This is a genomic window from Kitasatospora sp. NPDC029367 (assembly GCF_055569135.1).
The window spans coordinates 1-12,474 of sequence record NZ_JBVHYH010000015.1; the positions used below are offsets into that span (position 1 = coordinate 1).

Annotated in this window: 10 protein-coding genes; 7 read left to right on the top strand and 3 right to left on the bottom strand. The window is 73.8% G+C overall.

Annotation, left to right across the window (positions count from 1 at the left end; all coding sequences use genetic code 11):
• Window positions 1-473: 473 nt before the first annotated feature.
• The 5 genes from ACZ4W5_RS10800 (at window position 474) to ACZ4W5_RS10820 (ending at window position 8,366) form a co-directional block, all read left to right on the top strand.
• Window positions 474-626 carry an FDLD family class I lanthipeptide gene (locus ACZ4W5_RS10800; protein ID WP_402482628.1) on the top strand — a complete coding sequence of 51 codons (153 nt, stop codon included), beginning with the start codon at window positions 474-476 and terminating at the stop codon, window positions 624-626.
• A 226-nt stretch (window positions 627-852) separates the two neighbouring features.
• Entirely contained in the window at window positions 853-2,133 is a 1,281-nt protein-coding gene (locus ACZ4W5_RS10805) for a lanthionine synthetase C family protein (RefSeq protein ID WP_465653895.1), read from the top strand.
• A 151-nt stretch (window positions 2,134-2,284) separates the two neighbouring features.
• Complete coding sequence (locus ACZ4W5_RS10810; protein WP_465653896.1) at window positions 2,285-5,494, top strand: lantibiotic dehydratase; 3,210 nt, start codon at window positions 2,285-2,287, stop codon at window positions 5,492-5,494.
• Window positions 5,491-7,401, top strand: a complete 1,911-nt coding sequence (locus tag ACZ4W5_RS10815; RefSeq protein WP_465653897.1) for an ABC transporter ATP-binding protein — start codon at window positions 5,491-5,493, stop codon at window positions 7,399-7,401. The genes ACZ4W5_RS10810 and ACZ4W5_RS10815 overlap by 4 nt, the downstream gene beginning before the upstream one ends.
• A complete protein-coding gene (locus ACZ4W5_RS10820; RefSeq protein WP_465653898.1) occupies window positions 7,401-8,366 on the top strand; it encodes an MsnO8 family LLM class oxidoreductase in 966 nt (321 codons plus the stop codon). The genes ACZ4W5_RS10815 and ACZ4W5_RS10820 overlap by 1 nt, the downstream gene beginning before the upstream one ends.
• A 120-nt stretch (window positions 8,367-8,486) precedes the next feature.
• Here the strand turns inward: ACZ4W5_RS10820 and ACZ4W5_RS10825 are convergent, their stop codons facing one another.
• A complete protein-coding gene (locus tag ACZ4W5_RS10825; protein ID WP_465653899.1) occupies window positions 8,487-9,362 on the bottom strand; it encodes an alpha/beta fold hydrolase in 876 nt (291 codons plus the stop codon).
• Between the two features lie 4 nt (window positions 9,363-9,366).
• On the bottom strand, window positions 9,367-10,008 hold the full coding sequence (locus ACZ4W5_RS10830) for a dihydrofolate reductase family protein (RefSeq protein ID WP_465653900.1): 642 nt from the start codon (window positions 10,006-10,008) through the stop codon (window positions 9,367-9,369).
• A 204-nt stretch (window positions 10,009-10,212) separates the two neighbouring features.
• Here ACZ4W5_RS10830 and ACZ4W5_RS10835 point away from each other — a divergent pair, with 204 nt between their 5' ends.
• The gene (locus tag ACZ4W5_RS10835; protein WP_465653901.1) at window positions 10,213-10,863 is read left to right on the top strand and encodes an SMI1/KNR4 family protein; all 651 of its coding nucleotides are present in this window, start codon (window positions 10,213-10,215) and stop codon (window positions 10,861-10,863) included.
• 70 nt (window positions 10,864-10,933) lie between these two features.
• Here ACZ4W5_RS10835 and ACZ4W5_RS10840 read toward each other — a convergent pair whose 3' ends face one another.
• Complete coding sequence (locus ACZ4W5_RS10840) at window positions 10,934-11,284, bottom strand: hypothetical protein (RefSeq protein ID WP_465653902.1); 351 nt, start codon at window positions 11,282-11,284, stop codon at window positions 10,934-10,936.
• A gap of 369 nt (window positions 11,285-11,653) precedes the next feature.
• Between ACZ4W5_RS10840 and ACZ4W5_RS10845 the strand changes: the two genes are divergently transcribed.
• Complete coding sequence (locus ACZ4W5_RS10845) at window positions 11,654-12,445, top strand: alpha/beta hydrolase family protein (RefSeq protein ID WP_465653903.1); 792 nt, start codon at window positions 11,654-11,656, stop codon at window positions 12,443-12,445.
• Window positions 12,446-12,474 lie beyond the last annotated feature (29 nt).

A 12,474-nucleotide genomic window follows, 5' to 3' on the forward strand; every position in this document is an offset into this window, starting at 1 on the left:
CCCCCCCCCCCCCCCCCCCCCCCCCCCCCCCCCCCCCCCCCCCCCCCCCCCCCCCCCCCCCCCCCCCCCCCCCCCCCCCCCCCCCCCGCCGCCGTGTTTTCGGGTGGGAATGCGTCCGAACGCCGGCGCCCGTTCCGGTCTTCCGGTATACGGATGATCACCCGCAATGTGGCCGAAATATTCAATGTCGACGAACTTGTCCAAGGTGGACATCTGGTACTTCGTGTTCGAGTCCGCCAATGACGAGATCAGCCATCTTGATCGCTCGGCCGCCCCGTCCGGCGGTCGGTTGACCAGCACTTTTCGGGTGGCCGTTGCCGGAGGCGCGGTTCTGTTGGCTCGAATCGATCGTACAAATCGACTCCCGCGTTCGAGGGGCGTGCTAGAAAACTCCTACAGCCGCTCCTTCGTGCGGAATTTCGTGGAAACCCGGTCGGGGGAGCGGGAAGGATGAATTCGTGATGGAGGTAAAAATGGAGCAGGACTTCGACCTCGACGTCCGCGTGGCTGTTGCTCCCGAGGCGGCCAACACGCCGGACGGTTTCGCCACCATCGGCACCACGTGCTGGTCCTGTGGCAACTCGTGCAACTGCCCGATCACGGTCGGTTTCCCGACCGTCTGCTAGTCGCTCGTCGGCGCCGACGCCGACCTGGGGGGCTCCTGGCGCTGTCCTGCACCGGGAGCCCTCCCGAATGAGCCGGAATCCTTTCCGGGATTCTTCGGCGAACGGGTCGGCGCACTCGGGGCGCGTACGTTCGGAAATGCTGCCGGGTATCGGCGATGTGATTCTGGGGGAATTCGCAGTGGCGGTGCTGGATCTCGATGTGAGGACCGCGGAGGTGGCCCGGTCCGTGGCTGATCGGCTGACGGTTTTCGCCCGCACGCCGGGGGCGTCGGGGGAACCGACGGGACCCGAGCCGCTTCCGGACGGGGCGAGCCTGGCCGACGGCTATCCGGGGATCGCACTGTCGCTGCTGCACGCCGGAAAGGCGCTGGACGAGCCCGGGCTGATCGAGGCGGCACAGGCCGTGCTCCGCCGTTCCGCGCAGGCCACCGCCGAAAGGCCGCTGTCCGAGGCCGGTCTCTACAACGGCACCGCGGGCTTCGCCAGCGTCCTGCTCGAATTCTCGATCCACGACGGCCGCTACCTGCCGTCCCTGCGCCGGGTCGCCGACCGGCTCGGCGAGCAGATCGCCGCCAGGCCGCTCCCGGAGCCCGGGAAGGGACTGCCGCTCTCCGCCTTCGACGTCATCTCGGGTGCGGCCGGGCAACTGGCCGCGGCCGTGCGGCTCTGCTCGGTGCTGGAGTCCCGGCCGGGCGACCCGATCCGCACCGCGGCCGAGCGGCTGACGGCGTACCTCCTGCGGGTGACCGAGCCGGACGACCGGCACCGGTTCGGCTGGTTCACGTCGACGGACTACTACGCGGCCTACCCGGGCTACGACGAGCAGGCCCCGTACGGGATGTACAACATCGGCTTCGCACACGGCCTTCCGGGCATCGTGGCGGGGCTGTCCGCCGCGGCGGTCGCCGGGATCGGCGGGTCGGGCCCGGCCGAGACGATCGCGCGGACCACGGCCTGGCTGGTCGAGAACCGGCTCAGGGACGACGTGCCCGGCGCTGCCTGGCCGAACGTGCTCCAGGCCGAGGAGGGGACCGGGCTGCCCGTCCCCCCGACCGGCCGACGGTCCGCGCGCGCCGCCTGGTGCTACGGCGCTCCGGGCATCGGCACCGCCCTGCTGAACGCGGCCCGGGTGCTCGGTGACACCGCCCTCGAGGCGACCGCGGTCGGAGCCCTGCAACGGGTGGTGGACTGGTCGCCGGCCGAGCGGTACATCTTCTCGCCCAACCTCTGCCACGGCCACGCCGGGCTGCTGGCGATCTATCAGCGGGCTCACGCGCTCACCGGCTCGGCCGCCTTCAAGTCGATGGCCGAGCAGTCGCTCCGGGCCGTGCTCTCGAAGGCGGACGAGGCCCGCCCGTACGTGATGGCGGACGAGCCCAGGCCCGGCGAGCCGGTCGACGACCCGGGATTCGTCAACGGTGCGGCCGGCGTGCTGCTCGCGCTCTGCGGCGTGCTCGCACCGCGGGCGACCGGGTGGGACGAGATCTTCCTCCTCTCCCCGGCCTGACCGCGGCCGGAGGCCGCGAAGCCCGGCCGCGCTGGACCGCCCCGGGCGCCCGCGCCGAACCGCCCCGGGCGCCCGCGCTGGACCGCCCCGGGCGCCCGCGCCGAACCGCCTTGTCCCGTACCAGCGTCGACAGCAGAGCTAAGGAACGAGTGTGACCCGTCGGAACGCCGAGACCAGCGACCGGAAGTCCGGGAGGAGCCGCAGCTACGTCGCCCGGGACTTCTTCCTGCTCCGCGCGCCCGCTCTGCCGACCCGGGCGCTGACCGACCTGCTGGCCCCCGGGACGGGTCCGGCGGGCGCGGACGGCGCCACCTGGGAGGACCGCTACCTCCAGGGCCTGCTGGAGCTGTGGGAGAGGCCCGAGGTCCGCTCGGCGATCTCGCTGGCGGCACCGGACCTGGCCCGGGCGGTGACAGGGATCGACCGGCTCCCGGCCCGGGACCGGCGGCGGGCGATGATGAGCCTGGGCCGGTACCTGAACCGGATGAGCATGCGGGCGACCCCGCTGGGCACGGTGGCGGGTGTCGCGGTCGGCACGTTCCCGGGGCCGGAGTCGGACACCGCGGCCACCCGGCTCGGCGTTCCCGCGATCGGCACGGCGGTGGCCAGGCCGGACATGGGCTGGGTGCTGCACCTGTTCCGGGCGGCCGCCGACGCGCCGCGGCTGCGGCCCGAACTGGAGCTGCGTGCCAACGACCTGATCCACCGCGGCCGGGGACGGGCCTGGCTCTCCACGGCCGACGCCTACGGCGGGGGATCGCGACGCTCGGTGTCCGTCCGCTGGTCCCCGGCCGTCCAGTTCGTCCTGGAGGCGGCGCGCACCCCGCAGACCTTCGGCGAGCTGCGGGAGCAACTGGCGCAGCGGTACCCGACGGTTCCGGTGGAGAAGGTCACCGCGCTCCTGGACCAGCTGGTCGAGTTGGCGTTCCTGATCACCGCGCACCGGCCGGCCCTGCTGGAGGGGCCGGGCCGGCCGTCGCTGTCGGCCCAGCTGGCGGGTGTCCACGACGGCGACGCGGCCACCGCGCTGACGTCCGTCGAGGAGGCGGTGGCCGAGTTCAACTCGGTCGGCGACCCACGGGGTCTGGAGGCGCTCCAGGAGCGGATCGCCCCACAGGCGCGGCGGGTGAGCGAGGACTACGACGGGCCCCTGCTGAGGGTCGACGCCCGGCTGAACCTGGTCTCCCCGCCGGTGCTGCCGGCCGAGGTCCGGGTGCTGGCGGAGGACGCCGCCGAGATCCTGGCCACCTTGGGCGCCGGCCAGCGGTACCCGTCGCAGCTGAGCGACTACGCGCTGGCGTTCAGCGAGCGCTACGGCGCGCAGGCCGAGGTCCCGGTCCTGGAGGCGCTCTCCGAGGAGACCGGCCTCGGTGCGCCGAACAGCTATCGGAATCCGCCGCGTACCTTCGAGTTGCAGCCGGCGACCAGGCGCGACCGGAGCATGGAGGAACGGGACGCGGTGCTGCACCGGCTCGTCGCCGACACGCTCAGCCGCGGCAGCGTGGAGGCGGTCCTCGACGAGCGGTGGATGGCCGAGCTCGGGCACGGTTCGGACGACCGGCCGCCGAGGCCCGCGGTCGACGTCCACCTGCAGCTGGCGCCGCCGACGGCACCGGGTTCGCGGTGGCGCGGGGTGGTCACCGCGATGGCGAACGGCGGGCGCACCTTCGCCCGGTTCCACGACCTGCTGGGCGCCGAGGAGCAGGCCGGGCTGCGGGAGCTGGCCGAGGCGGAGGCCGCGGCACTGCCCGGGGTCGAGGTGGTCGAGCTGACCTACCTGCCGGAGAAGGCGCGGGCCGCGAACGTCTCGGTCCGGCCCGCGGTACGGAGGCTGGAACTGCCGGTCAACGTGGCACCGGGGCGGGGCACGGGGGAGGTGATCGCGCTGGACGACGTGGTCGTCGGCGTCCGGGAGGGCCGGCTGTACCTGCACAGCCCCGCCCTCGGACGCGACCTGCACGTCACCCAACACACCATGCTCAACCCGCTGATGGCGCCGAACGTCGCCCGCTTCCTGCTGGACGTCTCCTCGGCGGCCTTCCAGGAGGTCCCTTCGTTCGACTGGGGCGGACTGGGCACCGTCATGCCGTTCCTGCCCAGGGTCGTCCGGCACGACCTGGTGCTCAGGCGCGCGTGCTGGCTGCTGCGTGCCGCCGACATGCCGGCCGGCTGCACCGGTTCGGCGGCGGCCTTTACCGCGGCCGTCGCGGCCTGGCGCGAGCAGTGGTGCGTGCCGCGCCTGGTCTTCCTCACCCACGGCGACAACACGATCCTGCTGGACCTGGAGAGCGAGCCCTCGCTGGCGGAGCTGCGGCTGGCCGCCGCCCGGAACGCGGCGTCCTTCGCGCTGCGGATCGAGGAGGCGCTGCCCGGCCCCGAGGAGGGTTTCCTGCGCGACACGGACGGCGCCCGCTACGTCGCGGAGGTCGTGGTCCCCGTACTGTCCGGGCAGCGGGCCCGGGCGCCCCGGGCGGCGGCCGTCACCCGTCGGCGGATCACCGAGGCCGAGCGGCTCCGCCCGGCCGGCGGGCCGTGGGTCTTCGCCAAGCTGTACGTGGAGAACGAGGCACAGGACGCCCTGCTGCTGGAGCAGGTGACGGCGCTGACGCGCTCGCTGGCCGAACGCGGCCTGACCAGGCACATGTTCTACCTCCGGTACGGCGATCCCGCCCCGCACCTGCGGTTGCGCTACCGGGCCGCGGACCCGGCCGGGGGCGCCGAACTGCTGGGCGAGGTCGCCCGGTGGGCGCACGACCTGGCCGTCGAGGGCCGGATCGCGGACGTCGAGTTCGCGACCTACCGCCGCGAGATCGAGCGCTACGGCGGCCCCGACCTGATCGACCGGGCCGAGGAGCTGTTCTGCCTGGACAGCACCGCGACCCTGGCCCTGTTGCGGCACCTCGCCGAGCCCGTGCGGGCGGGCGAGGTCCCGCTGGAGCGCAACGCCCTCACCGCGCTCAGCCTCGAAGCCGTCGGGCGGGTGCTGGTCCCCGACTTCGCCGAACGGCACGCCCTGGTGCGGTCCATGGCCGGGCCGCAGGCCGGCGCCACGGAGTACCGGGCCGTCGCCCGCCGGCTCTGGCAGGGCCTCACCGCGCCCGGTGGCGAGGCCGCGGTGCTGGAGCGGGTGGGCGCCGCCTGGTGCCTGGAGGGAGCCGGATTCGCCGCCGGGCTCGCGAAGGCCGCCGAGGCCGGCGAACTCTGGTCGGACCGGGAGTCCGTCCTGCGCAGCCTGTTCCACATGCACTGCAACCGGATGGGCCTGCTGCGCGAGCACGAGGACGCCGCCTACGGCATGTGGCGGCGGCTGCTCGACCGGGCCGCCACGGCCGGGGGCCCGCCGGAGGGGAGGGCCAGGTGAGCCCGCGCCCCTGGTTCCGGCGGCCGGTGGCCGCGCTGCGTCCGGTGCTGACCGTGCTGGGCCAGTCCTGGCGCTGCGACCGCTCGGGAACGGCGCAGGTGCTGCTGATCTCGCTGGTGGTCGGCCTCCTGCCGGCCTGGCAGGTCAAGACCACGGCGGCGTTCGCCGCGGCCCTGCTCAGCGCGGCCGAGGGCGGGCACCCGCAGGTCGGCGGCGTCCTGTTCTACCTGGTCGTGCTGGCGCTGCTCGGCCTCGGCTCGCAGCTGCTGACGCTGCTGCAGAACCGGGCCATGCAGCGCTGCCAGAGCCGGCTCTCGGCCCACCTGGCCGACGAGATCATCAGCCGTGCGAGTCGCTTCACGCTCTCCCAGGTGGAGGACGCGGGCGTGCAGGACTCGTTGCAGCGGGCCGTCCGGGAGGTGGCGTTCCGGCCGGGGATGATGCTCTCCCAACTGGTGCAGGCAGCCACCCCGGTGGTCACCTTCGGCTCGGTCGGCGCGATCCTGTGGACCCTGGACCCCCGGGTCGCGCTGCTGGCCGTGGTCGCGCCGTTCCCCACGGTGGTCGCGCAGATCCTGCAGGGCCGCCGTGCCCACGCGCTGGAGCACGGCCGGTCCGAGGAGCGGCGGCGGATCAACTACTGGCAGCACCTGGCCTCGCAGCCGAACTCGATGAAGGAGGTGCTGGCCTTCCGGCTCGGCCCGGTGGTGCTCACCAACCACCGGCGGCTGCTGGCCAGGATCGTCGGCGCGGACCTGCGGATGGCGAACCGGAACTTCGCCCTGGCCGTCCCGATGGTCGTCCTGACCGCGCTGCTGACGATCGCCGCGCAGGCCACGGCGATCGTGGCCGGCAGCGGCGACACCCGACACCTGGCCGGTCTGCTGGCCGTGATCCAGGCGATCGGCATGTTGCAGGGCAGCATGCAACAGCTCTTCGGCGCGGTGTCCGGGATGTACGTCAACCAGCTCTACCTGCGCAACGTGCACGAGTTCCTCGCGATCGAGCAGGAGGCCTCGACCGAGGGAGAGTTGACGTTTCCTCAGGAGATCGCGGGAGGAGTCGAGTTCCGCAACGTCTCGTTCAGCTACCCCGGCGGCGAGCGGCTCGCCCTGGACAACGTCTCCTTCACGCTGAAACCGGGCCAGGTGACGGCCGTGGTCGGCCTGAACGGCGCGGGGAAGTCCACCCTCGGCAAGCTCATCGGCCGCCTCTACGAACCGACCGGGGGCTCGATCCTGGTCGACGGCGTCCCGCTCACCGACTACCGGCTGGACAGTCTGCGCGACCGGGTCTCCTACGTGTTCCAGAACTACGTCGAGTACCAGCTCTCGGTGGGCGAGAACATCTCGCTCGGCATGGCGCACGAGGCCGACCGGTCGACCGCCCGGGTCGAGGCCGCAGCCCGCGAGGTCGGGATGCACGAGCACATCACCGCCCTGCCCCAGGGCTACCGGACACAGGCGGGGAAGCTGTTCGCCGGAGGCGTGGAGTTCTCCGGCGGCCAGTGGCAGCGACTGGCCATCGCCCGCAGCGCGGTGCGGTCCGCCAGCGTACGGGTCATGGACGAGCCGACCGCCGCGCTCGACCCCATCACCGAGGCCGAACTGCTCGACACGCTGACCGCGACCTCGGCCGGCCAGGTCTCGCTGATGATCGCCCACCGCTTCTCCTCCGTGCTGCGCGCGGACCGGGTGCTGGTCTTCGACCGGGGCCGGCTCGTCGAGGACGGCGACCACCAGGAACTGATGAGCCTCGGCGGCCTGTACGCGGAGATGTACGAGGCGCAGACGGCCGGCCACGAACCCGCGTCGAAGGCCGGGCCGAGGGCCGGGGCGAGGGTCGGGGCGAAGGCCGGGGCGAAGGCCGGGGCGAAGGCCGGAACGAGGGCGGGAACAGGAGCCTGATGATGAAACTCACCGCGTTCGACCAGGTGCTGGTCTACGGCGGCACCGGCCCGGCCGGCGCCGTCCGGGAGTCGGTCCAACTCGCCGTGGCGGCCGAGCGCCTGGGCTACCACCGGTTCTGGGTCGCCGAGCACCACGGCACGACCAGCGGCTGCGGCTCGCCCGAGATCCTGGTCGCCGCCGCCGCGGCCGCGACCGGCACCATCCGGGTCGGCACCGCCTCGGTCCTGCTGCCCCACTACGCGCCGTTGAAGGTGGCGACCACCTTCAACCTGCTGGAACGGCTCCACCCCGGGCGGATCGACCTCGGCATCGGCCGCGGGCCCGGTGCGGCCGAGCGGGTCACCCGGCTGCTCGCACGGGAGGGCGAGGCGCCGTACCACGAGAAGATCGCACAGCTGCTGGCCCATCTCACCGCGGAGACGGACCTGCTGCCCGACTCCACCCCGCCGCAGCTGTGGCTGACCGGCGCCGGAGCGGGCGGGGCACACCTCGCCGCCCATTACGGACTGCCGTTCTGCCTGGCGCAGTTCGCCCACGGCGACCTGCGGCCGGACATCGTCGAGCTGTACCGGGAGAACTTCCGCCCAGGCCCGTTCGGGGCACTCCCACGCGTCGCCGTCGCGGTCCGGGTGGCCTGCGCGGACGACCCGGGGGACGTCCGGCTGCTGCGCGCCGGCCTCGCCCTCGGCGCCACCTCGACGGGCCGCCGGACCCTTCCCTCCTGGGAAGAACTCCACGCCCTGGCAGCGACCGGGTCGTTGCCCGCGGAGGAACCGGCCGACATGTCCGTACTCGCCGGGGCCCCCGCCGAGGTGTCCGAGCGGCTCGCCGCCCTGACCGCCGCCTACGCGCCCGACGAGCTCGCGATCACCACGCTCTGCCCCGACCTCGGCCTCCGGATCCGCACCTTCGAGCTGCTCCGCGCCATGGTCCCGGCCGCTTCGGTCACCGCGAGGTCGTGACCGCAGCCCGAGTGCCGCTCAGGCGGGGCGAGGGGTGGGGCGGTGGGTCGGCCAGTGGGTGGGCCGGGTGGCCGGGGCCGGTGGGTTCCGGGCTCACCCGGTGTGCCCACCGACCCCGCGTCACCCCGGTCCGAGCGCGAGCATCGCCCCGGCGACCTCGCCGACCGCCGCGTCGGGGATCGCGGTGGCGGCCTGCGGGAGGACGAGCAGCCGAGCCCCGGGGATCTCGCGGGCGAGCGCCTCGCCGTTGCCGACGGGGAAGAACGGGTCGCGGCGGCCGTGGACGACGAGCGTGGGGACCCGGATCCCGGGCAGGCGCTCGCGCCAGCGGGGTGCGCAGTCGAGCCGGGAGAACACCAGGCCCAGCTGGTTGGCCAGCTGGACCGGGGGAGCGGTGCCGGGCGTACGGTCCCAGATGCGCGTGGCGGTCGCGCGTGCGGTGTCGGGGTCGTTGCCGAGGATCTCCGCGCCGGCGGCGGCGAACTCCGCCACCGCCGTGCGGCTGCTCCAGTCCGGCGCCGGACGGGCGAACAGCCGGCTCATCGTCGCCGGGTCGTGGCCGGGGAGGTCGTCGTCGGGCGGGCCGGGGGCGACCGCGCGGGTGCCGACCAGGGTGAGGGCGCAGAACGCCCCCGGGTGGTCGAGCGCGGCCACCTGGGCGACCATCCCGCCGACACCGATCCCCGCGAGGTGCGCGGGGCTCCCGCCGCCGAGCGCGCCGGCCAGGGCGGCGGCGTCGGCGGCGAGGTCACGCAGGGTGTAGGCGGGCGCCTGCGGATCCACCGTCGTCGACGCCCCGCTGTCGCGCAGGTCGTAGCGCACCACCCGGCGCCCGCCGGCCGCGAGGCGCGCGCAGAGCGCGTCGGGCCAGGACAGCATCGTCGGCCCGCCCGCGAGCAGGACCAGCGGCGCGTCGGCGGCACCGAAGGACTCGGTGCCCGAGACCACCCCGTTGGCGTGGACGGCGGTGTGGACGGTGGCGTGGACGGCGGTCATCGGGTCACCGGGCCCCGTCGTCCCCGAGACCGCGGTCGGGCAGGCTCATGTCGCCCGTCCTGGGCGTGCCCTCGGCGAGCCCGTACCGCAGGTAGACGGTGCCCTGCGGGCCGGCCGCCGGGGGTTCGAGGAGCGTGAGGTTCGTGGGCACCGCGCCCTCCTCGAAGACCTTCTTCCCGACGCCGAGCACGATCGGGTGCACCCACAGGTCGAGGCGGTCGAAGAGCTTCTCGCGCAGGAGGGTCTGCACCAGGTTCAGGCTGCCGACGACCTTCACGTTCTCGTGCCGGTCGCGGAGCTCGCGCACCGCGCCGGCCAGGTCCGGGCCCAGCTGGGTGGAGTCGGCCCACGAGAGGTCGGTCGTGCCCCGGGAGGCCACGTACTTCGGGACGCGGTTGAACAGCTCGGCGATCTCGCCCTCCTTCTGGTGCGGCCAGTAGGAGGCGAAGAGGTCGTAGGTGCGCCGGCCGAGCAGCAGCGCGTCCGTGCCCTGGTAGGCGGCGAGGATCTGCGCCCCGGTGACCTCGTTCAGCAGGGGCGCCTGCCAGCCGCCGTACGGGAACCCCTCCGGGTCCTCGTCGGGGCCGCCGGGCGCCTGCCCGACGAGGTCGAGGGTCGCGAACAGTTCGATCTGGATGAGGCCCATGTCTGCACTCCCGATGAGCTGGGTCGGTCGGAGGGACCGGTCGGTCCCGTCGAGATGTAGACCGGTCGGCGCCGGAAAACTCATCGGCGCGCCGACACCCGGTTTCCGGACTCGCCGACCACCCCGTCCGGCGGTAGCCCGTCCGGCATCGGAAGTCGGCCGGGCCGACTTCCGATGTCGGTCCGGTGCGGCAGACTGCCGGCCATGAGCAGCGCCGATCGCGACGTCCCGACCTCCTGGAGCCGCATCGACGCCTGGCTCGCCGCGCACACCCGACGAGGCCCGGTGAGACCGGCCGGACCAGCGGGACCGGCGGGCTCGGCGGGACCGGCGACGGACGCGGCCCGGCTGGACGCGTTCGAGGCGGACCTCGGCCTGCCGCTGCCCGCCGACCTGCGGGCCTGGTGGCTGCTGCCCGAGGTCGCCGCCGGTCACTGGATCCCGGGCGAGTTCGCCCCGGTCCCGCTGGGCGAGGCTCTGGAGACCCACGAGACCTGGCTGCTGGTCGCGGCGCAGGAGGGCGACTCCTTCGACGGGAACGGCCGGCCCGAGAGCCGCTACCAGCGGGAGTTCATGCCGATCGCGTTGGACCCCGGCGGCGACGGACTGATCGTCGACCTGCGCCCCGGGGATACCCGGGGCGCGGTGTTCCGCTGGGACCATGAGACCTGGATCCTGGACGTTCCCCAGTGGGCCTCGGTGGCCTCGATGCTCCAGGACGTCGCCCAGGCGCTGGAGGCCGGGACGCCGGTGCTGCTCGGCCACGCGGCCCTCGGCGGCTCCCAGGCACCCGGCACCGCGACGGTCGACGCCGTAGGCGATCTCACCTGGGAGCCCACCACGGCGGGCCGTTGACGCGCTGGGCCCGGTACCCGTCGGCGGGGTCGACTTCCTGCGCCCAGCTGGTCCTCGTGGCTTCCGGTGGTCAGGGGGCGGAGTCGATGCGGACCGAGCCGATCGAGGTCGGCGGGTTGAAGAACAGGGGGCTCCGGCCCTGCCGGATCACGTTGCCGGTGCAGTTGCGGTACTGGAAGACGGTCGCGGTGCCGCTGCCCGCCCGGTTCCCCACGGCGATGCTCTGGATGTGGGTGGTCAGCGAGGGGTTGACGCACTGCCCGACCGTCACCTGCCGGGAGCTGACGGTGGTGCCGTCGTCGATCTGCAAGGACGTGGGGCCGGCGGAGGCCGCCGTGGTGGCGGTCGCGAGGACGGTCGCCAGGGTGATCGATCCGATGGTGCCGCCGGTGCGGACGAGCCGGGACGGGGAGACGCGCATGAGGGTGCCCTTCCTCGGGGGATCGCGCGGGCCCGGGGGAGGGCCCGGTGCCACCTTGACCGAGGGCGGTCACGGCTGTCCCGAGGTCGGCCCGAAATTCCCCCGAAAGAGCAAACGTCCCTGCGGAGTTGAGGGCGCGGGCGCAGGAAGTCGGCGAGGCCGACTTCCGGTGCGGACGGGCGGAAAAAGGGGTTGGGGGATGATCGCCGGGGCTGGTAGCTTCCAAGCGACCGTGCAACCGCCCGAGGAGGTGAGACCCATGACCGCTGGACCCATATGGGTGCTCCCCCGCTCGTCACGGCCGGGCGATTGACGTAGGTGTCGCCGGGAGCGCCTCGACAGCCAGGCACTCCCGAAAGGCAACACCTCATGCACTCTGCACACTTCACCGCTCAGTCGTCCTCGAACGGCATCCTCGAGCGCGACTTCACCCTGGACATCGGCCCTGGTGCCCCCGGCGTCCCCGGTGTCCTCTGGTCCCCGGCCTCCGGCGCGGCCGACCCCGCGCCCCTGGTCCTGATGGCCCACGGCGGCGGCAACCACAAGAAGCACCCGGCGATGTCCGGCCGCGCCCGACTCCTGGTGGCCGGCGGCGGCTTCCACGTCGCCGTCATCGACGCGCCCGGCCACGGTGACCGGCCGCGCACGGCGCACGACGAGGCGGAGATCGCCGCCCTGTACGCGGCCCGGGCGGCGGGCGAGCCGGAGGGCCCGATCGTCGTGCGCTACAACGACCACCTGGCGGAGCAGGCCGTACCCGAGTACCGGGCGCTGCTGGACGCCCTCCAGGAGCTCCCGGAGATCGGCGCCGACGGGCCGGTCGGCTTCTGGGGCATCAACATGGGCACCGCGATCGGCATCCCCTTCGTGGCGGGCGAACCCAGGATCTCCGCCGCCGTCTTCGGCCAGCACTGGCCGGACACCCTGGCCGAGCAGGCGAGGCGGATCACCGTCCCGGTCGAGTTCGACCTCCAGTGGGACGACGAGCACATCACGCGCGAGGAGGGCCTCGCGCTGTTCGACGCCTTCGCCTCGAAGGAGAAGTCCCTGCACGTGAACTCCGGCAGGCACAAGGACCTTCCCCGCTTCGAGGCCGACAGCGCGGCCCGCTTCTTCGCCCGACACCTCGGCCGCCCCACCACCCCCACCCCGCAGGCCTGACCACCCCGGTCGCGGCGCATGGCGCCCGG

Excerpts from the sequence above, each read along its gene's own strand:
- ACZ4W5_RS10800 (WP_402482628.1), top strand. The coding sequence starts at position 474 with ATGGAGCAGGACTTCGACCTCGACGTCCGCGTGGCTGTTGCTCCCGAG.
- ACZ4W5_RS10820 (WP_465653898.1), top strand. The coding sequence starts at position 7,401 with ATGATGAAACTCACCGCGTTCGACCAGGTGCTGGTCTACGGCGGCACC.
- ACZ4W5_RS10825 (WP_465653899.1), bottom strand. The coding sequence starts at position 9,362 with ATGACCGCCGTCCACGCCACCGTCCACACCGCCGTCCACGCCAACGGG.
- ACZ4W5_RS10845 (WP_465653903.1), top strand. The coding sequence starts at position 11,654 with ATGCACTCTGCACACTTCACCGCTCAGTCGTCCTCGAACGGCATCCTC.
- ACZ4W5_RS10840 (WP_465653902.1), bottom strand. The coding sequence starts at position 11,284 with ATGCGCGTCTCCCCGTCCCGGCTCGTCCGCACCGGCGGCACCATCGGA.
- ACZ4W5_RS10835 (WP_465653901.1), top strand. The coding sequence starts at position 10,213 with ATGAGCAGCGCCGATCGCGACGTCCCGACCTCCTGGAGCCGCATCGAC.
- ACZ4W5_RS10830 (WP_465653900.1), bottom strand. The coding sequence starts at position 10,008 with ATGGGCCTCATCCAGATCGAACTGTTCGCGACCCTCGACCTCGTCGGG.